Here is a 21,958-nt window from a genome sequence, read left to right as displayed (position 1 = left end):
TCCCGCCAAAGCCGCAACATCAGGCATCAGGATGCGGACCCGAACGTACCGGGCACGGTGCCCAGAAAGTGCCCGAAAAGGCGCCGGCGCTCCGGATTGTCAGGCGGCGTAGGCGGCGCCTCCAGCAGCAGTTGCATGACCGCTTCGGCCATTTCCCGAACCTGTGCCTGATCGGAATAACCCCGCATATCGGAACTCAGGGACGCCGATGCATAGCCCCCCAGACGCTCGTGCCTGGCGGCCTGAAGCTGATAATCACCACTGGGAAGACTCAGGTTGAAGTTTTCACCAAAGGCGGGCAAGCGTTGCTTTGATTGCGGAAACACCAGGAGTTTCAGACACCAGGGTGTCATTAAAATGCCCAGTTCTCCAATGCCCTCCATGTACTGCCAGCCATGGACCTCCACTTCCAGACGGGGGTTGTAAAAAGGCAACCCGGACATCTGTCGGTCTGCTTCCAAAAAGCAGGCCGTCACCTCTTCGGCCGTCATGACGCCGCATCCGGAGCAGGCATGAACACCTCCCGACCGGCCCCGCACACCGGACAAAACCAGTCTTCAGGCAACGCCATATAGGGGGTTCCCGCGGGTATTTGTCCCTGAATGTCGCCTTCGCGGGGGTCATAGCAAAATTGGCAGATGCGGCATTCATAAGCCGTCATATCAGACATACAACAACTCCTTGATTTCCCGCAGCCGCTCAGCCGAGTCTTCCAGGTCCTCCCTGGCGGCACAGGCCACTTCCGGCACCCGGGTCACTTCGAGGGTATCCAGAATCAACTGTTCAGTATTGTTGAAATACTGCACCCGCCATATCCAGGGCGTGGCGGTGCTGGTAATCCGGCAGTTGCCGTAGCCACGGGACAAGACGAGAGTCTCACCGGTTCCCAGATACTCAGCCAGTAACTGGTGGTCCTCGACAGTAAAGGGCAGCAGGCTCAAATTGACCACCTTATCGGCGTCTGAAGCGTCCCCCCTGTCCAGTCGCAATGAGGCTTCCAGTAACTCGGTCATGACGGGAGCGGCATTACACCAGGCGGCCTCACCCTGCAGATCGATCGGGGGCCGGCGGGCCTTGGCAAACGTGTAGCGGATGACGGCTTTCGGAATCCTGGCCACTTCCAGCCATTGCTGCCACTGATCTTCCCGCCTTTGCCTGACCCACCAGACCCCGGCCAGACGGGTTTCCTGAATTTCAGGCAGTGCCGGATCCTGAAACCGGATGGCCACCTCCCCCTCACCCAGCAACTCCTGAATCAGTGTCATTTCTTCGGGCGACAGGGTGTCCAGTGACAGCATGCCTGCTTCTTGTAACGCAGAAGCGTCCAGGAGCTGCTCCAACTGGTGCAAAAAGACCAAGGCTTGCTGGTAATCATCCAGATTGTCAATATCAGGAAAGACCGGCAACTCAAAGGTATTCATTTCCCTGGGCAGAGGCAGGTAATCCAGGGGCTGTTCGGGTTCCCCCATGTCCGTGCCCCCTTGAAGGGAGGGTATCCGTTGCGTCATGGCGACAATCTCGCTGGGTTAATTCAGGTTGACGACGGGCATCGCGAGGCCTCCCGCGCCGGAAGGGCGTCCAGCCAGCCTTGAATCCTGCCCAGATAGCTATCCCAGTCCTGTACCCGGGAAAGCTGGCCCAGACACCGGCCCTGATGCAGAAACACCAAGGTGGGCCAGAGGGAAAAACCAAAGCGTTGTTGCAAACTGACCGCTGAAGCCTCCTCGACCAGGGCAGGTTTGAATTGCGGAAAGGCCCTGATAATTTCCGGCAGGATGACTGCAACATCCAAAGATTCGGGAAAACGCTCCGGCGAACCGGCAAAAAACAGCAGACACAAAGGCCGTTCGAGGACAAAAGAATCCACGTTATGCTCATTGACCAGGGCATAACCCAGCTCCCCGGTCAGGCGGTCCAGCAGAGGATGAGACATCGACCAAACTCCTGAAACTGTTATTTCTGCAGGTGTTCGGGAAGTTGCGGTTCCCGATCGACCAGATCGGCAAAAAACGCATCAATGGCCTGGTGATTGCCCTGCTCCACACAAACCAAGGCCGCCAATGCACGGCTCACCTGAGAAGCCCGCAGGGGACTCAGCTTTTCCCTGGCCACACCATGAAACACCAGCAGCCACTCACCGGCCTGGCAGGCACCCACCAAACGGGTATCCACCCACGCATCCTGATCGGCACGGCGGCACAACGCCCGTTCTTCCTCAACTGCGATCACCTGCAGGGGATAGCCAATACACATATCAGCCAGAGTCCTCGCCGGAAACCAGCCGAATAAAACGCGGGTCACCATGGCGACAGGCTTCATTGGCCGAGGGGCGCCGGGATTCGTAAAGGTCCAACTGGAGCGGTTGCGGGCCCAGGGAGGTCTCGGCTGCCGTTGCGGGATGCACTTCGATGCCCCGTTGGGCCAGATACGTCAGCGCATGCTCCAGAGCGGGTTCCAGCTGATCTCTGACACAAGGCCTCAGGCTGCCCCCGAAATCGTCCAGTTCCTCGGGTTGAACGCCTATCAGGAGGAGTTCACGAGGATAGGACCCGGTCAGCTCGGCCATGGCCAATACTTCCTGAAAGCCGGTCTGATGCAGGCTCATCTTCTTGGCCCCCATGAATTTTGGCACTTCGTCATCATATACCTGCTTCAAAGTACCCGGCTCCAGGCCGTAGTCGATGGCGTCGAAAACCACAAGGCAGTCCGCCTCCTGAACGTGCTGAACCAGATAGATGCCCTGGGTGCCACCGTCCATCAGCCGGACATTGGCGGGAAAACGGTAGCGCTGGTTGAGCAGTTCCACACAGCGAACCCCAAAACCCTCATCGGCCCAAAGCAGGTTGCCTATCCCCAGAAGAAGAACCTTTGGAGTCATGCCATCATCCTTGCTCATTACACCTCCCTGTTGTAAAGCAATTCAAATGCCAGAACACATCCACAAACGGATGCGACATCTTGCTCTCCCGTTCTCTCTGCATAAAAAAGGCCACTGGAAACACAACTTCCGGTGGCCGGCAAAAACCGCCAGGAACTCATTCAGTCGGGGCGGTCATCCTTGAACAATCGCCAGCCGCTTAACATGGTGGAAGTCATCGACTGCCGGGACATGATGTCCTCGCGGACGGCGACATAGACATGGGTCAGGACGAAGATCACCATAAACCACATACCCAGGCGGTGCCAGGTATGAACATCCTGACTCTGGCCGAACAGGGGGATCACCCATCCAAAGAGTTGATCCTGCCAACTGCCCACGCCCGTCCCCTCGGAATAGAGGGCAAAACCGGTGATAATCATGAAAACCATGCCCACCACAAAGACGCCGAACATGATCAACTGCCCCAAGGGGTTATGACCGATGTACTTCCTGGGTGTCCTTTCCAGAAACAGGTACCAGCGGATCTCATGCCAAAGCTCACCCCACCAGCGTTTGCGATGGATCGGCACCAGAAAAAGCTCCCGGGAGTGGTGATTACCCACAAATGCCCAGTAGATACGCCCGATAAAGGCCAGGGTCACCACATAGGCCGCAGCAAAATGGGCGAAACGAATGTAACCCATCAGGTAATGATCGATGGCTTCGCCCGACACACTGGGCGGAGGCCGACCGATTAAAAATCCGGTAATCACAAGCGTCAGCACACCGAATGCCGTAATCCAGTGCCAGAGGCGCACGGGCGCCTCGTAAACATAAACCGCGGTTTGACGACGAACCCTTTCGTGAGAGTCCTCGGGAGTCAGGTTTTTCTCCAATGCCACGACCTTTCCTCCTTAACGGATTTTCACCTGAATGATCTCCTGCCCTTCGGGAGACATCACATGCGTGGAACAGGCCAGGCACGGATCAAAACTGTGCAGGGTGCGCAGGATTTCCACCGGCTCATCCGGTCTTTCCATAGGCGTATTCAACAGGGCTGACTCATAAGGACCGATGTTGCCTTTATGGTCCCGGGGAGAGGCATTCCAGGTGGTGGGGACCACCGCCTGATAGCTATCGATCTTGCCGTCCTTGATCTTGATCCAGTGCCCCAGGGCTCCACGTGGCGCTTCATTGATCCCCACACCCCTGGACTCCTTCGGCCAGGTTGAAGGGTCCCATTTGTCCACATTGGCCGTAGAGCTATCTCCATTCCTGATATTGTTGACCAGTGCATGCCAGTCATCCTCCATGGTATCGGCGCAATACTGGCACTCCAGCGCCCGGGCCAGGGTACGTCCCAGAGTGGAGGCCAGGAATGGCTTGAGGCCCACATTCAGACCGGTATTCTGGTTGAAGGCAGACAGAGAACGATCCACCTGCTCCTGAACATATTCACGACCGGAACAGTAGGCAACGATATAGCGAGCCAGGGGGCCGACCTCCATGGCATGGCCCCGCCACCGGGGCGCCTTGATCCAGCTGTACTTATGGCCCTCGTCAATCTGCTCAATGTTGGTACGGCTACCGAGGGTGTTTGCGCCCAACTCGAAATGGGGTTCAGTGACACCATCCCAGGGGTGCAGACCCTGAGTTTCATCGGCATAGCGATACCATGAATGCGAAACAAATTCCTGAATCTGCTCCGGATCGCGCACATCCACCGGCAACACCTCATCCCAGTTACCATTCACGATGGCACCCGCCGGCAGAAGATCCGTTGATTTGTCGCCCGGAACCTGTGTATAGGTACCAAAGGAAAGCAGATTCTGCGAAGCCAGACCTCCCCCATGGAGCCAATCCTTGTAGGCGCCGGCAATCGCCAGGACATCGGGTATATAAACCTGATCTACAAAGACCTGGGCTTCCTTGATGCGCTGAAGCACAAAGTTCAGGCTGGTCATGTTCACCGGCGCACCGGCCGAACCGGTATCATTGAGGTTGATTGCGCACGCCACCCCCCCCACCAGATAGTTAGGGTGAGGATTCTTGCCACCAAAAATGGTGTGAATTTTGACAATGTCTTTTTGTATATCCAGCGCTTCCAGATAGTGAGCCACTGCCATCAGATCGGCTTCGGGGGAGAGCTTATAGGCCGGATTTTCCCAGTAGCCATTGGCAAAGATACCCAACTGGCCGCCCGAGACAAACTTCTTCAGGCGGTTTTGCAGGTCACTGAAATAGCCGGGGCTGGATTTGGGATTACTGGGTGACACCAGCTTTTGCAGTTCGGAGGCCTTGCGCGGATCAGCCTTCAAGGCATTGACGGGGTTGACCCAGTCCAGGGCATGCAGGTGATAGAAGTGGACGATATGATCCTGCACCTGCAAGGTTTTATCCATCAGGTCGCGGATCAAATGAGCATTGTAGGGAATATCGATACCCAGGGCATCTTCCACTGCCCGCACTGAAGTCAGGGCGTGGGTACCGGTGCAGACACCACAGATACGCTCAACAAATGCCCAGGCATCACGAGGATCACGCCCCTTGAGAATGACCTCCAGGCCCCGCCACATCGTGCCGGTTGAGACGGCATTGCGGATTACATTCTGCTCATCCACATTGACCTCACACCGCATGTGACCTTCAATTCGGGTGACCGGATCAACAACGATCCTTCGTCCGGAAGCATCCAACTGGCTGGCGTTTAGAATACTGCTCATGAATTCCGCTCCTGTTCCGCTTCCTTCTTCTTGCGCTGGGTCGTTTGCTTGATGGCACTCACAGCCGCATGGGCGGCAATCGCGGTACCGACGACACCGGCAGCAGCCATGCCCACCCGGTCGGCATTCTTCTCTATACCAAACAGATTCACATTGGTCAGACGGTCATAGAAAGAACCATGATCCCAGAAACCATCTTCAGAGCAGCCGATACAGCCATGACCGGACTGGATGGGGAAGGAAATGCCTTCATTCCAGCGTACGGTGGAGCATGCGTTATAGGTGGTCGGCCCCTTGCAGCCCACCTTGTAAAGACAATACCCCTTGCGGGCATTGTCATCGTCCCAGCGTTCCACGAACTGGCCGGCGTCAAAGTGGGCGCGCCGGTAACACTTGTCGTGAATGCGCTGGCTATAGAACATCTTGGGCCGCCGCTGACGATCCAGTTCAGGAATACGATCAAAGGTGAGCATATAGGTAATCACCCCGGTCATGACTTCGGCGATGGGCGGACAGCCCGGTACCTTGATGACGGGTTTGTCGGTGATGACTTTATCGATGGGTACTGCCTGGGTGGGATTGGGACGGGCAGCCTGCACACACCCCCAACTGGCGCAGCTTCCCCAGGCAATAACGGCCTTGGCCCCTTCGGCGGACTTTTTCAGTTTTTCAACAAAGGGCTTGCCCCCACTGATGCAGAACATGCCATCTTCGTTCAGGGGCGGGTTGCCTTCCACGGCCAGAATATACTGCCCCCAGTGGTTCTCCATGCTGGCTTCCAGGGCGGCTTGGGCCTGATGGCCGGCTGAGGCCATGAGAAGTTCGTTGTAGTCCAATGAGATCATGGACAGCACCACATCCTTGACCAGCGGATGGGCTGAACGAATGAACGACTCCGAGCAACAGGTGCATTCCAGGCCATTGAGCCAGATGACCGGTGTGCGTTGCTTGGTTTCCATGGCGTGGGCAATCTGGAGTGCATATGCCGGACCCAACCCCAGGGCGGCAGCCGTGAGGCTGCAGTACTTCATGAAGCTGCGCCGGGTGATCCCCTGGCGACGCATCACCTGATAGAAGGTTTCGGTATTCGACATGGTCTGCCCTCTGCTGCTGAGTGACCGCCTCAGACATTCATTATTGTTGGGAAGTTGGCAGCAAAGACACAGCAATAATCAGGCCATAATAACCATATAACCGAAAAACAACATGTTGGATACAAGATCAACGGTCACGGAGGTAAGCTCTCAGCGTTTATTGACCTCCGAATGAAAAGCTGCTTTCCACCTGATGTAATCTTGTTTGCATCACTCCGCCAGAATACGCATCGGGCAAACCACGACCAGCCGGATCATTTCGAATCAGAACAGAGTCTGAGCCTCAATCCATGCACGGATCTGGGCCATTGACCTGACTCAAGTGGACCCCATCGCCAAGACAGAAAGAGTACGAGTTTAAGCAATAGATTGGGGGTCGCTCGCAGAGGAACAGCACTGCCTTGTTACTGCGGTTTCACTGGGTGGCGTCACAGCAGACGGATGTAGGTGATGTCGGTCAAGTGGGGCGTTTCACCTAGAGCCCGACACATGCGCGAATCACAATCATTACCATCGCTACAGGCCCACAGGTTTGAACGGAAACCGGCGAAAAGCTGAAGGTGATCGGGATTTTGCCGGGTTTCAACATGTTCCAGTACCAGACTCTCTCCGAGGAAAATCATGAATGCCCGCGATCCCGTAACCCTCCTCACCTTGGTTGCACTGATGGTCTCCCCCCTCTCTGCGACCATGGCGGATGAAGACCGCCCCATCGAACACATTCTCAAGCCACGGGCCATCACGGAGCAGATCCATTACTTTTACGGCTCCCTGGAAAACCGCACCCAAGCCAACCAGGGCATGAACAACAACGTGGGTTTCGTGATCACCGACAAGGGGGTGGTACTAATCGATAGTGGTCCCAGTCGCAACGTGGCCCAGCGCATCGAGCAGGCCGTGGCTGGGCTGACCGACCAGCCCATTACCCACGTGATCAATCTGGGCAGTCAGGATCACCGCTGGCTGGGCAACGACCATTTCCTCTCCAAAGGGGCCGAGATCCTGGCACTGGAACGTACCGCCTCCACCCAGGCAGAGTTCGCTCGGCAGCACCTGGAGCGTCTGACGACCACCCTGGGTAAAGCAGTCATGGCAGGGACCAAGCCGCGTCCCGCGCCGGCGCCCATCGCTGCTGATGATCATGAATTCGAGCTGGGCGGGGTGCGCTTCAAGATGGTTTATGCCGGCGACGCCCACTTCCCTGGAGATATCCTCCTGCACTTGCCCGATCATGGCGTGGTATTCGCCGGTGACGTGGTCTATACCGAGCGCATGCTGGGCATTCATCCCTGGAGCAATCCGGTGGAACAGCTCAAGGCCTTCGAGACGATGGCTTCCTGGGAGCCGGCAGTGATCGTTCCCGGCCACGGTGAGGCCACCGATCTAGCCACGGCGCAGCGGGATACCGGTGATTACCTGACCATGCTGGTGCGCGAGGTCAAGGAAGGTCTGGTGCACTGGGAGACCCTGGACGAAGTGGTGACACGCCTGGCGGACCTGCCGGAATTCCGGCATCTGCGCCATTACGACGATTGGCACCGGATGAACATCAATCGTATCTATCTGTTCATGGAGGCCGATTTCTAAAGCCTCGGGCGTTTCATGTGACCAATACATTCGCTTGCCCATATATATGAAACAGCGTATTCTCGGGCCATGTTGTCATCCACGCCGAGGAACTCCCCCATGACCGAGATCATCGTGTTCGATCCCCCCCAGTGCTGTGCCAGCGGCGTTTGCGGACCCAGCGTGGACCCCAAACTCTCCAGACTGGCGGGCGATCTGGCCTGGCTGCGTCAATCCGGGGTGAGCGTGACCCGCTACAACCTGGCCCAGCAACCGGGGGCCTTCGTGGAGAACACTGCCATCCAGGCCATTCTGGAGAAAAACGGCGAGGACGCCCTGCCGGTATTTCTGGTGGACGGAGAAGTGAAGAGTCAGGGCGTATACCCGGATCGTGAGCAACTGGCCCAATGGACCGGGCTGGCAGTGGAATGCGGTAAAGGTGTCAGCCCCGGCAACGACTGCTGCGGCTGAGCTGAAGGTCCGCCGCTCTCACCCCAACCCCTCTCCCGCCAGAGCGGGAAAGGGGGTTCAAAACGTGCTCTTCCCCTTGGTGGGTAAAGCTGCATCGAGAGGCCCTCATGAATTTCCTCCAACCCCCTACCCGACATCTCTTCTTCACCGGCAAGGGCGGCGTGGGCAAGACCTCACTGGCCTGTGCCAGTGCCCTGGCCCTGGCGGAACAGGGCAAAAAGGTCCTGCTCATCTCCACCGACCCGGCTTCCAACGTGGATGAAGTGCTGGAGACTCCACTCTCCGATTCACCGCCCCCCATCCCGGCGGTTCCCGGCCTCCAGGCCCTGAACATTGATCCGGAAAAAGCCGCTGCCGCCTATCGCGAACGGGTGGTAGGCCCTTACCGGGGCAAGCTCCCGGAGGCGGTGGTGAACAGTATGGAGGAACAGCTCTCCGGTGCCTGCACCATGGAGATTGCCGCATTCGATGCCTTCGCCGCGCTATTGGGCGATGCCCAATACACCCGGGAATTCGATCATCTGATCTTCGATACCGCGCCCACGGGGCATACCCTGCGCCTCCTGTCCCTGCCCAGTGCCTGGACGGGATATATCGAAACCAACACCTCCGGCACCTCCTGTCTGGGCCCCCTGGAGGGACTGACCAACCAGAAGGCGATCTATGCCCAGGCCTTGGATAGCTTGGGAGACGGCAAGCGCACCACACTCATTCTCGTGAGCCGCCCCGAAGCAGCTGCCCTTAAGGAAGCGGCCCGTTCCAGTGGAGAACTGCGGGAGTTGGGCGTGACCAATCAGCATCTGGTGGTGAATGGTCTGTTTCAGGCACTGGATGCGGAAGATCCGGTGGCCCGGGCTCTGGAGGCACGGGGGCGCCGGGCTCTGACGCACATGCCTGCATCGCTCCGGGATCTGCCTCGAAGCGAACGCCCGCTGCGTGGACGCCCCCCCATGGGCCTGGAAGGCCTGCGTATCCTGCTGGCGGAGGCGGAACCCCCGCTCGAAGCCACTGAACCGGTTCAGACACCCGAAGGTGAGACCTTCGAGACCCTGGTGGACTCCCTGGGTCGCTGCGGCCATGGCGCCATCATGACCATGGGCAAGGGCGGCGTGGGCAAGACCACCCTGGCGGCCCGTATCGCGGTGACCCTGGCCCGTCACGGCCACAAGGTCCACCTGACCACCACGGACCCGGCAGCCCATGTGGAGGCTGCCGTGGGTGAGATCCCCGAAGGCATGACCATCGGACGGGTGGACCCGGCCCTGGAGACCCGGCGTTATCGGGAAGAGGTCATGGCCTCCGCCGGCAAGGGGTTGGATGAGGAGGGGCGCCGGTTGCTGGAAGAGGACCTGCGTTCCCCCTGCACCGAGGAAATCGCCGTCTTCCAGGCCTTTGCCAGGACCGTCGACCAGGCCCGGGATCAGTTCGTGGTCCTGGACACGGCCCCCACCGGTCACACCATCCTGCTACTGGATGCCGCGCAGGCCTACCACCGGGAGTTGGGACGCCAGAGTCAGGGTGTGCCCGAAGCGGTGGAACAGTTGTTGCCCAGATTGCGAGATCCGGCCTTTACCCATGTGGTGATCTGCGCCCTGCCCGAAGCCACTCCCGTGCATGAAGCGGCAACCTTACAGGCCGACCTGCGTCGGGCCGGTATCGAACCCGCCGGCTGGATCGTCAATCAGGCACTGAGCCCGCTGAAGGTGAGCGATCCCATCCTGCGAGCACGTCAGGCCGCCGAGGGTCGATGGCTCCGGGAAATCCTTGAGCAGCATCACCGAAGACTCGTCGTGGAACCCTGGAGCGAGATCCACGACTGATCATACAGAGGTGCCGGCCCTGGCCGGCTTGAGCATCATTCGTCGAGGCGCCAATCCGGCTCCCGATCACTGAAGGGCCTGTCAACGATGAACATTCTTTTCCTGTGCACCGGAAATTCCTGCCGCTCCATCCTCGCCGAGGCCACTTTCAATGCCTTGGCTCCACAGGGCTGGCGGGCCATGAGCGCCGGCAGCCAGCCCACCGGGACCGTGCATCCCCGTTCCCTGGCTTTGCTGGAGCGGGAGGGCATCCCGACCGAAGGGCTTCGCAGCAAGTCCTGGGAAGATCTGCCGGAAACGCCGGATGTGGTGATCACCGTCTGTGCCGGCGCGGCCGGAGAGACCTGCCCGGCATACCTGGGATCGGCCCTGCGTACCCACTGGGGGGTGGACGATCCGGCCAAGGCCACCGGCACGGAGGAGGACATCAACGCCGCGTTCGAGCAGGCCTACCGCATCCTGAGGCATCGGATCGAGACCTTCCTGACCCTGATGCGCCAGGATGATCTGGCAACGGGAAATTTCAGCACCTTCAAGGCGGCGCTGGATGACATCGGCAAGCAAAGGCCTTGAGATTGGAAACCACTCCGGCTTTTTAACCTGCAAGATGAAATTTCCTGCCCCCATCTGCTCCCGCTCATCGCGAAACATACGAAATGTCAGTGGCTGAGGTGGTAGCCGGAAATTCCAGTGGCAGACCTGCTGCCTGCCATTCGGAGACACCATCACCGAGTTTGCGGGCCCGGAACCCCAGGCACCGCAACATGGCCACGGCCTCGTCGGAAAGGACACAGAACGGCCCCCGGCAGTAGGCCACGATCTCCCGATCCATCGGCAGTTCCGCCAGCCTGGACTCGATCTCCGCCAACGGAAGGGAGCGAGCGAAAGGCAGATGGGCCGTCTGATACTCCTCCGCCGGACGCACATCGATCACCACCACCTCCCCCCGGCGTGCCTGAGCCAGCAAATCGGCCCGATTCCGGGGATCCAGTGCCCCGATGTCGCCCGACATCTGTTCCAAGGCGGCTCGCAACTCCAGCAAGTGCTGCTCGGCCACGGAACGTACCTTCACGCTCAGGGAGGCTACGTCCTGGCCGGAAAGGCGATAGAAGATGAAACGCCCCTGTCGGCGCGTCATGACCAGCCGGCCTTCCTTGAGTACCCGCAGATGGGCGCTGGCCAGCTTGATGTCGATCCCCGTCTCCTCCGCCAGACGCTCCACGGATTTCTCCCCCTGGGCCAGGAGATCCAGAATCTCCAGACGTTTGGGGCTGGAGAGCGCCTTGCCGATGCGGGCTACCTGCTCGTAGAGCAGATCCTGAAGGGGGCGATGGGTCTCGTTCATGGGGCCACACATCATTCTTTGAATCGCGGTCAATCCATGGGGGTTGCCTATATCATGTCACTTGTAACACACTCTAACGATTATTAGAAAGCAGACATTGACCTTTATCAATCCGAACACCTCGGAGTTCAACATGGAAAAAGATTGGAATCAGACCGTAAAACATCTGGGAGGACTCATGCGGGAGGTGGGCGGCGGCATCCCGGAGGTCGCCAAGGCCTTTGCTGCCATGGACAAGGCCGCATCCCAGGAAGGAGCGCTGTCTTCCAAGCACAAGGAACTGATGGCCCTGGCCATCGGCATCGCCATTCGCTGCGATGGCTGCATCGCCTTCCATACGAAGGCGGCCATCAAATACGGCGCCACCCGCGAAGAGGTCATGGAAACCATCGGCCTGTCCATCTACATGGGCGGCGGCCCATCCTATGTCTATGGCGCCCAGGCTCTGGAAGCCTTCGACCAGATGAGTGGGTGAGTGGTAAGGTCTTCAACCCACAGTTTCACCTCATGATCGGAAGTGCAAGGACCACCACGGTTTGGCAAGGGGCCTGATCGATGAGCCACACGCCACATCCTTCAGGGCGCGTCAGAGAAGTCTTCAGCGCCTTTCTGCTGCTGGGGTTGACTTCCTTTGGCGGGCCCATCGCCCACCTGAGCTACTTTCGCACTGAGTTTGTGGAGCGGCGTCGCTGGCTTTCTGAACAGGCCTACGCCGATCTGGTCGCGCTGTGCCAGTTCCTGCCGGGGCCGGCCAGCAGCCAGGTGGGCTTCGCGCTGGGACTGATGCGTGGTGGCGCCTGGGGCGCGGCGGCAGCCTGGACAGCCTTTACACTCCCCTCGGCCATCGTTCTGGTGCTGTTCGCCCTGGGCGCCGCCGTGCTTGAGGGCCCCGTCAGCCAGGGCATCATCCACGGCCTCAAGGTGACGGCGGTGGCCATCGTGGCCCATGCCGTGTGGGGCATGGCACACAGCCTCTGTCCTGATTCGCGGCGCGCCGGCATCGCGCTTGGCGCGGTGTTCACCGTGGTGCTGGTCAGCGGCCCAATGGGCCAAGTGGCCGCCATCATGATCGGCGCCCTGGCCGGCATGGTGCTATGCCGCACTCACGACGCAACCGAAGCGCACACCCTTTCGCTGCCCGTCTCGGCGCGTGTCGGTCACCTGGCGACACTGGCCTTCGTGGTGTTACTGGTGGGTCTGCCCCTGCTGGCCTGGGCCAGCCCCTCGGCCACTCTGGCGGTCATGGATGCCTTCTATCGGGCCGGGGCCCTGGTGTTTGGCGGCGGACACGTGGTGCTGCCGTTGCTGGAAGCCGAAGTGGTGCAGTCCGGCTGGGTGACTCCCGATGACTTCCTCGCCGGTTATGGCGCCGCGCAGGCCGTGCCCGGGCCACTCTTCACCTTTGCCGCCTATCTGGGCACCGTGATGGGCCCACTGGGTGGCAGTCTGCTCGGCGCCGCTCTGGCTCTGGTCATGATTTTCCTGCCCGGACTGCTCCTGCTGGTGGCGGTGCTCCCCCACTGGAACCGATTCCGCCGCTGGGTGGGCGCCCAGGCACTGATGCGCGGTGCCAATGCGGCTGTCGTCGGCATCCTGGGGGCTGCCCTTTATCACCCGGTCTTCACCAGCGCCATCCTGGGTCCCCAGGAGTTTACGCTCGCGCTCACGGGCTTTCTCCTGCTCAGCGTCTGGAAATTGCCCGCCTGGGCAGTGGTGATCATTCTGGCCGCTGGCGGCATTCTCATCACCCTGTAGCCGACATCTCCATGGCCGGAAATCCGGCTCACCAGATGCCAGGTCAGGATGCATGCCATGGTTATGCTTGATTTCCTGCAAAGCCATCGAATAGGGTCAGGGCATCGGTGGATATTGCCTTTGATCAAGGAGATCCCATGAAACACCAGCCGCTTCACATGCCGGGCACGGTACTCACTGTCCTAGCGATGACCGTGACGGGGTCAGCCCTGGCCGCCGAACCGGAGTTCGTCGACGAAGCCCGCAACGTGTACATACCCGCCCAGGAGGAGCGTCTGCGGACCCTGCGGGTGGGCGCGGTCTACAACGACGAGCACATCCAGATCCGTTACGAGTTCGAGACCGACAATCCCAGTTGGTATCACCAGTACTGGATTTTCGAGGACGGGGAATGGATCCGTTACGGGCGCGGATCTCCAGGGCCGGATCCCCATGGGCTGTACGAGGACCGGATCTCCATGATGCTGGACGACGGATCGGTGCCCCACTTTGGCAAACATGGCGCCTACATGACCGTCCATGAAGGCATGCGCACACTCACCGATGCCGCGGATGGCGAGGCGGTGCGCGCGCATCCCGTCCTGGGCGAAGACATGGGCCGCTCCGACGTGCGCAAGTACCTGCCCGGCAGTCGCGACGCAGCCGATGATGAAGTCTCCTGGGACAAGCTCAAGTCCGATGACGAGATACAGGCCCTGCGCGAACAGGGATATTTCCTGGACCTGTGGCAATGGCGCGCCCATCGCAGCCACCCGGTGGGGCATGCGGACAACAACTACGTGCTGCACTACCGCCTGAACAGCGAGGGCCAGGGGCCCTTCACCGACAACTGGGACGACAAGGCGGAGCACCCTGCCTGGATGTTCAATCCCGGCATCACGGGCTTCAAGGCCATGGATCGGCAACGCCTCATGGACCGTGACTACGGACAGGATGACTGGTTCTACCTGTCTGAGGAGGTCGCCGTCCCCTTCGACCCGGATCACGACTGGCAGGAGGGCGATGTCCTGCCCCAGCGCTTCCTGAGACAGCCCACCGGGAGCCGAGGCGCCATCGCCGCCGCGGGCGGCTATGAGGAGGGCGCCTGGCGCATTCGCCTGACCCGCACGCTGGAAGCCCCTAACCCGCTGGACAGCAAGTCACTGGAGGATGGCGGACGCTATCAGGTGGCCTTTGCCGTTCACACCGATGCCTCCGGTGCCCGCTGGCACCTGGTCTCACACCCGCAGACCCTGGGCCTGGGCGTGGACGACGCCGACATCGTGGCCCAGCGTGTGGAGGGCGACCTGGACACCGCCGAGGTGGAATGGACCGAATTGCAGGTGTATTACCCGGGCCAGATCACCTGGCAGTGGCTCAACCGGGACGACCACCCGGGCCGGGAGGCCATTGAGGAAGGGGACATCGGCATACGCGAGATCCACCTCACTCTGGAAGAGATCGCCTCCTTCTCTGTGGCCTTCGAGCGCCAGCAACTGGGGGTCCTACCCGAGGATGATGACCGGGACTGAGGGGGCACGGGCGCCGCATCGGGTGACCCACCCGAGCCAATCGGCTCGCTCTACATCACGACCAACAATCCGAAACACGCACGGGAGGCAACATGGAAACCACGCCACTGAAGGGCAGCCCTTTCGAGGCCTCGCGCATTGCCCTGGGCACTTGGGCCATCGGTGGCTGGATGTGGGGTGGTACGGACGACGAGACCTCCATCCGCACCATCCATGCCGCGCTGGACCAGGGCATCAACCTCATTGATACCGCGCCCGTTTACGGGTTCGGCAAGTCCGAGGAACTGGTTGGCGAGGCCATCCGCCGCTGCGGCGGGCGTGACCGCGTCCTGATCGCCACCAAGGTGGGCCTGGAATGGACCGCCGAAGAGGCGGTGCTGCGTAACGCCGGCGCCGATCGCATCCAGGCCGAGGTGGAAGATTCCCTGCGCCGCCTCCAGACCGACTACATCGACCTCTACCAGGTCCACTGGCCCGACCCGGCAACACCCATGGAGGAAACCGCCGAGGTCATGACCCGATTGCTGCGGGAGGGCAAGATACGCGCCGTCGGTGTCAGCAACTTCAGTCCCGCGCAGATGGACACCTTCCGCGACATCGGTCCCCTGCACGCCTGCCAGCCACCCTATAACCTCTTCGAACGGGGCATCGAAGCAGATGTCCTGCCCTACTGCCGGGAAAACGGCATCACGATCCTGGCTTACGGCGCACTCTGCCGGGGCCTGCTCAGCGGTCGCATGGGGCCTGACACACGCTTCGACGGCGATGATCTGCGCCAGTCCGATCCCAAGTTCCAGTCGCCCCGATTTGACCAGTATCTGGCGGCGGTCCAGGCCCTGGACCACTTTGCCCGGGAGCGTTTCGAAAGCGACGTCCTGCATCTGGCGGTGCGCTGGCTGCTGGACCAGGGCGCCGACATTGCCCTGTGGGGTGCCCGCCGCCCCGAGCAGGTCGCCACCGTCCATCGGGTCATGGACATCGTGCTGACCGGGGAAGACCGCGATCAGATCGACCGCATCCTCAACACCCACATCACCGACCCGATAGGGCCTGAGTTCATGGCACCGCCGGCACGCAGCGGATGATTCGTCACAGTCTGGCGATAATCATGAATCAGAGTCGAAGATCCGATTTCAGTGGCGGCTTGAGGTCCGACTGCAGCCTCTCACAACTTCCCGCTGGAGTCGATCAGCGCCAGGTTCGTCGGGTGATCCTCGTCAACCTGCCTTCCGGCACCACCTGTTGGACGAAGTCCTCGGGGTATCGCCTGCGGTGGTCTACCTGACCTCGCCCAAGCCACCCTATCCGGTTCAGTACATTTCACCTAATGCGGAACGCTTCCTGGGGATCAGCGAGAACATCCTGAAGGCGCAGGGGGGATGGTTTCAACTGGTGCACCCGGAGGACATCCCGCCCATCGGAGTCATCTACCAGTTTGAGCGTCGCCCGGATGGCAGCACGCGCATGCCCTATGTCAGGGCGCTTCCTGCGCCAGGGCCGACCGTTTTGCCTGGTGATGATCGACCTGGATTACTTCAAGTCCGTGAATGATCGTTTCGGCAATAGCACGGGAGACCGGGTGCTGACCGAATTTGCCACCCTGCTGCGCCATCGTCACCGGAGCAGTGATGTGGCCGCCAGGCTGAGGAGAAAGGACAGCAGTACATTTTCGCTACGCGCGAAGCGTAGGGAGTCCAGGTCGCCGTTTGACGTACCTGGATTCAGCACGAGGGTCACAACGTCAATATAGTATACGCAGTCCGGAAGTCCCGCGAACGCTGACCTCGTCAAGCGGATAAAGACTGGTTGGGACAGGGCGAGAACGAGAAATTCTGTTGTGGCAATCAACCTCATCAGGCCGCTCACATGAATGTCCTTCTCATAAAGAGGCGCACCTCTACCCAGGGCCATCTCCTGAGCAGCCCACGCGTCTGCGACTGCGAATCGATGGTGCATCGTGACCAAGCCCTTTGGATGCGCGGTAATGAGGGCTCGTAACGTGCGGACACTGCGGGCAAAGGCAGGGTGAGCTTGAATGTGGAACCCACCACCGGTGTGCTGGCAAGATCCATTTCCCCGTCGAGCAGATTGACCAGTTCGCTCACGATCGCCAACCCCAGGCCAAAGCCGGGTGGGATGGATTAAGCTACCCCCATGAGCCCCATGAGGATGCACTGGCAAACCGGTCTGTTGTTGGCGGTGATGCTCCTGGTCCTGCTGGGTGTTCTCGCACTGCCGCCCTTGCCTCAGCCCGAGAGTTACCATGACTTCGCGGCCGACGGGGCGTGGCTGGGGATCCCCAATGTCGCCGACGTGGTCTCCAATCTGGCCTTTGTGTGGGTCGGCCTGCTGGGAGTGATCTGGGTGACCCGCCACCCTCACCGGTTCCGCGAGGCGCACCAGTACTGGCCCTATCTGACGTTTTTCGGCGCTGTGATACTGGTAGGGATCGGATCGGCTTATTACCACTGGGCCCCGGATCATGGGCGGCTGTTCTGGGATCGCCTGGCCATGAGCCTGGCTTTCATGGCCATCCTGGCGGCGATCCTGTCGGACCGGATCGGTGCCTGTCGGGGTACTGTCGTCCTGCCGGCCTTGCTGCTGGTCGGCGCCCTCGGCTCCATTCATTGGTACTGGAGCGAACTTCAGGGAACCGGCGATCTGCGCCTGTACATGCTCACCCAGGCCCTGCCCTTGGTATTGGGACCGCTGATGGTGCTGCTTCATCCCAGCATTTACACACGCGACAAGGATTTACCGGTGGCGGTGGGCTGGTACCTACTGGCGCTGGGGGCCGATCGACTCGACCATCCCATCCACGATCTCACGGGCGGCCTCCTGAGCGGCCACACCCTCAAGCACCTGCTAGCCGCCCTGAGCGTCTACTGGATCCTGCGCATGCTGCGCCGCCGCCAATGGCGCTCGCGGGCTTGATCAATCGCCGTGACCGGGTCAGCACCTGTGCCATGCTCTCCGGCAGCGGTAATCCTGCCGCCCGGTACAGGGGGCGGGCCAGCCAGTGGCGAAACCCCCATTTCACCCCATGGCCTGGCTCCACACCACTCGGCACAGGTGATCAAGTACATGCAGGTATTTCCCGTGCCCAGAATCAATCCCCCCGTGGCCTGGCCCACTTCACTGTTTTTTGCGTTCACCAATCTGTTGGCGTTGACCGTAGTGCCCTGGTGGGGATTCACCCAAGGGTACAGCGGATGGGCCTGGCTGGCCTTCGGGGTGCTGCTGGCCCTGGGGGGTATGAGTATCACCGTGGGGTATCATCGCCTCTGGGCCCATCGAACCTTCAAGGCCCGCTGGCCCCTGCGAATGTTGCTGGCTGTGTTCGGCGCCATGGCATTGCAGAACAGCATCTACAATTGGGCGGCCCGGCATCGCAATCATCACCGGTACGTGGATGATGTGGATCGCGACCCCCACTCCATTCGGTCTGGATTCTGGCACGCACACATAGGCTGGATGTTGCGGGAGTGGCCCGCGAGCCAGCCCGATTTCAGCACCGTGAAGGACCTCACCCGAGACCCGATTGTGCGCTTTCAGCACCGGTACTACTGGCTGCTGGCCTGGTCCACCAATCTACTGTTCCCCCTGACCATGGGCTTGATGCTCGGGGATGTGGTCGGCATGCTGCTGCTGGCGGGAGTTTTGCGGCTGGTGGTCAGCCACCATTTCACCTTTTTCATCAACTCTCTGGCTCACACCTGGGGCAAACGCCCCTATAGCGATGACAATACGGCCGTGGACAATGCCCTGGTGGCTCTGGTGACCTGGGGGGAGGGCTACCACAACTATCACCATGCCTTTCAGTCGGACTACCGCAATGGAATTCATTGGTGGCAGTACGATCCCTCCAAGTGGTTCATCAACCTGTGTGCCTGGGTGGGGTTGGTGCACGACCGTCGGCGCATACCCCGCTTCAGGATCCAGCGGGCCCGCATTTCCACCCAGTTTGCCAGGCTTCGGACGCGGCTTGAGGTCACGGGTGTGGCCCCTAGCTGGAGTGAGGCCCTGGACAGGGAATATCATCAGTTCAAAGAGACCGTAACCCAGTGGCAGCAGTGGCAGGCACGCCGGGTAAAGGTCGGGCGAGAGGCGCTGCGCGACCGCTGGACACGCATCGAAATGCGAACGGCCTACAAGGAACTGGACTATCGCCTGCGGATGCAGCGCCAGCGTCTGCGGGTACTGCATGCAGCTCTTTCCCAGTGACCTGCGGGACATTGCCGTGGGCAATGTGGTGGGCAGTAACGTGTTCAACATCCTGGGCGTGGTGAGCGCTGCCGGTCTGGTTTCCTCGGCGGGGATACCGATCCCGGATGCAGCCCGGCATTTTGATCTATGGGAGATGCTTGCGGTGGCGCTGGCATGCCTGCCCATCATGCTCACTGGCGGGAAGATCGCACGCTGGGAAGGTGCTGTCTTCCTTGGATACTACGTGGCGTACACGGCCTATCTGGTGCTGGCCGCGCAGCAACATAGTGCCCTCCCCGCCTTCTCAGGGGTGATGCTCAGCTACGTGGTGCCCATCACCCTGCTGACCTTGGTGGTAAGCTTGCTGAGACGGGGTGAGGGTCCACACAGCTGACGCTTGGCGATCCCTGCGATCACAGCACAGGACAGCCAGCCAACGTGCCGCCCAGGCTGCAGTCCGGTCGATCAGAACCAGCCCCGTCGCCGGAACAGATAAAGCATCGTTCCCGCGATGACCAGCATCACGACCCAGATCAGAGGATCACCGCCCCGCTGAACCAATCCTCGCCCTCGCGCATCAGCTTGTCGAGCAGATCGCGGACCGGCCAGAACTGTCGACGCAGAACCATCAGATCGCGACGCAACAGGTGAATCTGCTCGTAGGTGGATCGCTCCGGTGTTTCCAGCACGCGATCCTCCAGATCGGTGATCCGTGACCCGATTTCCTTCAGCATTGGAAACGCTTGGTCCACCACCAGATCCATCACTGCATAGGCCAGATAGGGCGCGCCCAAACTGATCCTGACTCCGATGGTACCGCGGATTCCGGCATAGGTCCCAGATGGCATCGCCCTGGATCAAGGGCATGTGGTCGAAAACACCGGAGAGTGGCCCTCGCTTACCAAGCACCCAGCAGCGGCAACGGCTATCTTTGGTATCAGGCCGGCACGATAAACAGTTTCGTGCCGCCCCTACCCACATCCTCCAGGAGCCAGACCCATGAACTCGCCGCCCCATACCGTGCCGCCCCCGCCGAAGAACCTTTGGTTTCATGGTCTCATCATGCTGATCCTGGTGCTCCTGGTGAATCTCGCCCAAACCGTGCTGGGAATTTGCGCCATCCTCCAGTTCTTCTGGATGCTGTTCACCAACAATCGCAACGCGGGTATCGCCTGGTTCGGCCAAGGCATCGCCCATTGGCTGGCGGTGACCGCCCGTTTTCTGACCGGCGAGTCTGACGAACGCCCGTTTCCATGGACAAGCTGGTCAGGGCCACACACCGACTGATGGGAGCCCCTGCGACGATGAACCACCTTGCTCGGGAATTGATCTCGTTCGCGGTGCGTGCCCCGTCAGGCCATAACACCCAACCGTGGCAGTTTTCGGTGGAACGGGACGCCATCAGGATCTACCCCGACCTTTCCCGGCGCCTTCCCGTCGTCGACCCGGACAATCACGCGCTGTTCATCAGCCTGGGGTGTGCGCTCGAAAACCTGATCATTGCGGCCGCACATCAAGGGCTTTCAGCCCGCACTGACTACTTTCCTCCCGACGAGCCCGAACAATGCCTGCGGGTTCGTCTGTGTGAGGGGGCTCAGGAGAATGTGGAGGCGCTGTTCCGGGCGATCCCCGCCCGGCAGTCGAACCGAGGAATTTACGATGGTTGCGCGATCAATGAATCGGATCTTGAGCGGCTTCTGGAGGCCAATCCTTGCCAATCCGTGTTGGTGCGATCGTTCCGGGTCGGTCATCCGGATATCGAACCGATCATCGGCTTCGTCCGCGAGGGCAACATCGCCCAGTTCAACGACCCGGCCTTCGCCACGAAACTCGTCTCTTGGATCCGGTTTTCCCAACGAGAAGCATCGGAGCAAAGGGATGGCCTGACCGCACAAGCCTTGGGGTGACCTGCGATTCCCCGCTGGTTTGGACGCTGGATCATGACGAGGCGGGTCAAACCGGAAAGTGAGGCCGCCCGGCAGGAGAAGGCCATCCGCAGTGCCTCCGTGCTGCTGCTCTTCATTGCCCGGGATCACAACAAGCGTCACTGGGTTGACCTAGGCCGCGGTTTCGAACGCGTGGCGCTGGCTGCGACTTCCTTGGGCATCGCCCACGCTCACGTCAACATGCCCTGCGAAGTCGAGCCAATTCGTAGGCGGCTTGCATCTCACCTGGCCCTGACCACCGAGGAACAACCCCTATTGCTGATACGCCTGGGCTACACGAGAAAGCGACCGCCACTCAAACTCAGAGAGATCTGGGCACTACGCACTCGACTGGAACTGGCGGGAAAAATCCGGGAACTCGCCCTGTTCAACCTGGCGATCGACAGCAAGCTCAGGGGCTGTGACCTGGTCCAATTGCGGGTGAACGATGTGGCCCGTGCTGGGGATATTCTGACCCGGGCCAGCGTGGTCCAGCAAAAAACCCGTGAACCCGTCCGCTTCGAACTCACCGAACCAACCCGAGTCGCGGTCGCGGCCTGGTGTTCTGGTCAAGTCGCAGCGGACACGGATTAAGCAGCAACCGCTAAAAAATGTTGCTGAGGGGTGATGTACCCCAGGGACGAGTGGAGCCGGTCGCTGTTGTACTCCATCTCGATGTACT

Annotated in this window: 28 protein-coding genes; 16 read left to right on the top strand and 12 right to left on the bottom strand. The window is 60.3% G+C overall.

The features are described from left to right. Nucleotides 1-26: 26 nt before the first annotated feature. The 9 genes from hybE to CKO35_RS14775 form a co-directional block, all read right to left on the bottom strand. On the bottom strand, nucleotides 27-491 hold the full coding sequence (gene hybE, locus CKO35_RS14815) for a [NiFe]-hydrogenase assembly chaperone HybE (protein WP_200176887.1): 465 nt from the start codon (nucleotides 489-491) through the stop codon (nucleotides 27-29). Further along, nucleotides 488-670: a rubredoxin gene (locus CKO35_RS14810; protein WP_200176886.1), complete on the bottom strand. Its 183-nt coding sequence runs from the start codon at nucleotides 668-670 to the stop codon at nucleotides 488-490. Before CKO35_RS14810 ends, hybE begins: the two co-directional genes overlap by 4 nt. Beyond that, nucleotides 663-1,469, bottom strand: a complete 807-nt coding sequence (locus tag CKO35_RS14805) for a hydrogenase expression/formation protein (RefSeq protein WP_200176885.1) — start codon at nucleotides 1,467-1,469, stop codon at nucleotides 663-665. Before CKO35_RS14805 ends, CKO35_RS14810 begins: the two co-directional genes overlap by 8 nt. Nucleotides 1,470-1,531: 62 nt before the next feature. Next, the gene (locus tag CKO35_RS14800; protein WP_200176884.1) at nucleotides 1,532-1,933 is read right to left on the bottom strand and encodes a thioredoxin domain-containing protein; all 402 of its coding nucleotides are present in this window, start codon (nucleotides 1,931-1,933) and stop codon (nucleotides 1,532-1,534) included. Between the two features lie 20 nt (nucleotides 1,934-1,953). Continuing rightward, nucleotides 1,954-2,253: a HypC/HybG/HupF family hydrogenase formation chaperone gene (gene hypC, locus CKO35_RS14795; protein WP_200176883.1), complete on the bottom strand. Its 300-nt coding sequence runs from the start codon at nucleotides 2,251-2,253 to the stop codon at nucleotides 1,954-1,956. A gap of 1 nt (nucleotide 2,254) precedes the next feature. Beyond that, complete coding sequence (locus tag CKO35_RS14790; protein ID WP_242467222.1) at nucleotides 2,255-2,878, bottom strand: HyaD/HybD family hydrogenase maturation endopeptidase; 624 nt, start codon at nucleotides 2,876-2,878, stop codon at nucleotides 2,255-2,257. Between the two features lie 161 nt (nucleotides 2,879-3,039). Continuing rightward, nucleotides 3,040-3,756 (bottom strand): Ni/Fe-hydrogenase, b-type cytochrome subunit, encoded by a 717-nt coding sequence (cybH, locus tag CKO35_RS14785; RefSeq protein ID WP_242467227.1) that lies wholly within the window; start codon nucleotides 3,754-3,756, stop codon nucleotides 3,040-3,042. Between the two features lie 18 nt (nucleotides 3,757-3,774). Continuing rightward, nucleotides 3,775-5,583, bottom strand: coding sequence for a nickel-dependent hydrogenase large subunit (locus CKO35_RS14780; RefSeq protein WP_200176881.1), 1,809 nt, complete (start codon nucleotides 5,581-5,583; stop codon nucleotides 3,775-3,777). After that, nucleotides 5,580-6,677, bottom strand: a complete 1,098-nt coding sequence (locus CKO35_RS14775; protein ID WP_200176880.1) for a hydrogenase small subunit — start codon at nucleotides 6,675-6,677, stop codon at nucleotides 5,580-5,582. The genes CKO35_RS14780 and CKO35_RS14775 overlap by 4 nt, the downstream gene beginning before the upstream one ends. A 666-nt stretch (nucleotides 6,678-7,343) precedes the next feature. On the opposite strand from CKO35_RS14775, the gene CKO35_RS14770 reads away from it, so the two are divergent. The 4 genes from CKO35_RS14770 (at nucleotide 7,344) to CKO35_RS14755 (ending at nucleotide 11,107) form a co-directional block, all read left to right on the top strand. Beyond that, on the top strand, nucleotides 7,344-8,264 hold the full coding sequence (locus CKO35_RS14770; protein WP_200176907.1) for an MBL fold metallo-hydrolase: 921 nt from the start codon (nucleotides 7,344-7,346) through the stop codon (nucleotides 8,262-8,264). A gap of 99 nt (nucleotides 8,265-8,363) precedes the next feature. Next, the gene (gene arsD, locus CKO35_RS14765) at nucleotides 8,364-8,714 is read left to right on the top strand and encodes an arsenite efflux transporter metallochaperone ArsD (protein ID WP_200176879.1); all 351 of its coding nucleotides are present in this window, start codon (nucleotides 8,364-8,366) and stop codon (nucleotides 8,712-8,714) included. Nucleotides 8,715-8,821: 107 nt separating this feature from the next. Next, complete coding sequence (gene arsA / locus CKO35_RS14760) at nucleotides 8,822-10,534, top strand: arsenical pump-driving ATPase (protein WP_200176878.1); 1,713 nt, start codon at nucleotides 8,822-8,824, stop codon at nucleotides 10,532-10,534. Nucleotides 10,535-10,621: 87 nt separating this feature from the next. Further along, nucleotides 10,622-11,107: an arsenate reductase ArsC gene (locus CKO35_RS14755; RefSeq protein ID WP_200176877.1), complete on the top strand. Its 486-nt coding sequence runs from the start codon at nucleotides 10,622-10,624 to the stop codon at nucleotides 11,105-11,107. 64 nt (nucleotides 11,108-11,171) lie between these two features. Here CKO35_RS14755 and CKO35_RS14750 read toward each other — a convergent pair whose 3' ends face one another. Further along, on the bottom strand, nucleotides 11,172-11,879 hold the full coding sequence (locus CKO35_RS14750; protein WP_200176876.1) for an ArsR/SmtB family transcription factor: 708 nt from the start codon (nucleotides 11,877-11,879) through the stop codon (nucleotides 11,172-11,174). Nucleotides 11,880-12,012: 133 nt separating this feature from the next. Between CKO35_RS14750 and CKO35_RS14745 the strand changes: the two genes are divergently transcribed. The 6 genes from CKO35_RS14745 (at nucleotide 12,013) to CKO35_RS14720 (ending at nucleotide 16,895) form a co-directional block, all read left to right on the top strand. Next, the gene (locus CKO35_RS14745; RefSeq protein WP_200176875.1) at nucleotides 12,013-12,354 is read left to right on the top strand and encodes a carboxymuconolactone decarboxylase family protein; all 342 of its coding nucleotides are present in this window, start codon (nucleotides 12,013-12,015) and stop codon (nucleotides 12,352-12,354) included. Nucleotides 12,355-12,434: 80 nt separating this feature from the next. Continuing rightward, on the top strand, nucleotides 12,435-13,634 hold the full coding sequence (gene chrA / locus CKO35_RS14740) for a chromate efflux transporter (RefSeq protein ID WP_200176874.1): 1,200 nt from the start codon (nucleotides 12,435-12,437) through the stop codon (nucleotides 13,632-13,634). A 158-nt stretch (nucleotides 13,635-13,792) separates the two neighbouring features. Next, nucleotides 13,793-15,145, top strand: coding sequence for an ethylbenzene dehydrogenase-related protein (locus CKO35_RS14735; protein WP_200176906.1), 1,353 nt, complete (start codon nucleotides 13,793-13,795; stop codon nucleotides 15,143-15,145). Nucleotides 15,146-15,237: 92 nt separating this feature from the next. Beyond that, the gene (locus tag CKO35_RS14730; RefSeq protein ID WP_200176873.1) at nucleotides 15,238-16,230 is read left to right on the top strand and encodes an aldo/keto reductase; all 993 of its coding nucleotides are present in this window, start codon (nucleotides 15,238-15,240) and stop codon (nucleotides 16,228-16,230) included. A 157-nt stretch (nucleotides 16,231-16,387) separates the two neighbouring features. Next, the gene (locus CKO35_RS14725) at nucleotides 16,388-16,696 is read left to right on the top strand and encodes a PAS domain-containing protein (protein ID WP_200176909.1); all 309 of its coding nucleotides are present in this window, start codon (nucleotides 16,388-16,390) and stop codon (nucleotides 16,694-16,696) included. Then, nucleotides 16,596-16,895: a diguanylate cyclase gene (locus CKO35_RS14720; protein WP_200176905.1), complete on the top strand. Its 300-nt coding sequence runs from the start codon at nucleotides 16,596-16,598 to the stop codon at nucleotides 16,893-16,895. The genes CKO35_RS14725 and CKO35_RS14720 overlap by 101 nt, the downstream gene beginning before the upstream one ends. A gap of 112 nt (nucleotides 16,896-17,007) precedes the next feature. Here the strand turns inward: CKO35_RS14720 and CKO35_RS14715 are convergent, their stop codons facing one another. Further along, complete coding sequence (locus CKO35_RS14715) at nucleotides 17,008-17,265, bottom strand: ATP-binding protein (protein WP_338031812.1); 258 nt, start codon at nucleotides 17,263-17,265, stop codon at nucleotides 17,008-17,010. Between the two features lie 34 nt (nucleotides 17,266-17,299). On the opposite strand from CKO35_RS14715, the gene CKO35_RS14710 reads away from it, so the two are divergent. From CKO35_RS14710 to CKO35_RS14700, 3 genes are all read left to right on the top strand, one after another. After that, nucleotides 17,300-18,079: a ceramidase domain-containing protein gene (locus tag CKO35_RS14710; RefSeq protein WP_242467221.1), complete on the top strand. Its 780-nt coding sequence runs from the start codon at nucleotides 17,300-17,302 to the stop codon at nucleotides 18,077-18,079. Nucleotides 18,080-18,244: 165 nt separating this feature from the next. Next, entirely contained in the window at nucleotides 18,245-19,369 is a 1,125-nt protein-coding gene (locus CKO35_RS14705) for a fatty acid desaturase (protein ID WP_200176903.1), read from the top strand. Beyond that, complete coding sequence (locus tag CKO35_RS14700) at nucleotides 19,350-19,745, top strand: sodium:calcium antiporter (protein WP_200176871.1); 396 nt, start codon at nucleotides 19,350-19,352, stop codon at nucleotides 19,743-19,745. The genes CKO35_RS14705 and CKO35_RS14700 overlap by 20 nt, the downstream gene beginning before the upstream one ends. Before the next feature lie 139 nt (nucleotides 19,746-19,884). On the opposite strand, the gene CKO35_RS14695 is transcribed toward CKO35_RS14700, so the two are convergent. Next, a complete protein-coding gene (locus CKO35_RS14695) occupies nucleotides 19,885-20,145 on the bottom strand; it encodes a CorA family divalent cation transporter (protein ID WP_242467220.1) in 261 nt (86 codons plus the stop codon). Nucleotides 20,146-20,350: 205 nt separating this feature from the next. On the opposite strand from CKO35_RS14695, the gene CKO35_RS14690 reads away from it, so the two are divergent. Genes CKO35_RS14690 through CKO35_RS18060 form a run of 3 tightly spaced genes read left to right on the top strand, consistent with a single transcriptional unit; the run spans nucleotide 20,351 to nucleotide 21,870 of the window. After that, nucleotides 20,351-20,638 (top strand): DUF4389 domain-containing protein, encoded by a 288-nt coding sequence (locus CKO35_RS14690; RefSeq protein ID WP_200176869.1) that lies wholly within the window; start codon nucleotides 20,351-20,353, stop codon nucleotides 20,636-20,638. Then, nucleotides 20,605-21,258: a hypothetical protein gene (locus CKO35_RS18065; protein WP_242467219.1), complete on the top strand. Its 654-nt coding sequence runs from the start codon at nucleotides 20,605-20,607 to the stop codon at nucleotides 21,256-21,258. The genes CKO35_RS14690 and CKO35_RS18065 overlap by 34 nt, the downstream gene beginning before the upstream one ends. Before the next feature lie 33 nt (nucleotides 21,259-21,291). After that, a complete protein-coding gene (locus CKO35_RS18060) occupies nucleotides 21,292-21,870 on the top strand; it encodes a hypothetical protein (protein WP_242467218.1) in 579 nt (192 codons plus the stop codon). Nucleotides 21,871-21,958 lie beyond the last annotated feature (88 nt).

The sequence above is a fragment of the Ectothiorhodospira shaposhnikovii genome, from assembly GCF_016584105.1.
Classification (GTDB): domain Bacteria; phylum Pseudomonadota; class Gammaproteobacteria; order Ectothiorhodospirales; family Ectothiorhodospiraceae; genus Ectothiorhodospira; species Ectothiorhodospira shaposhnikovii.
The sequence above is the reverse complement of the archived record's forward strand: the minus strand, read 5'-3'. Positions and strand labels throughout refer to the sequence as shown.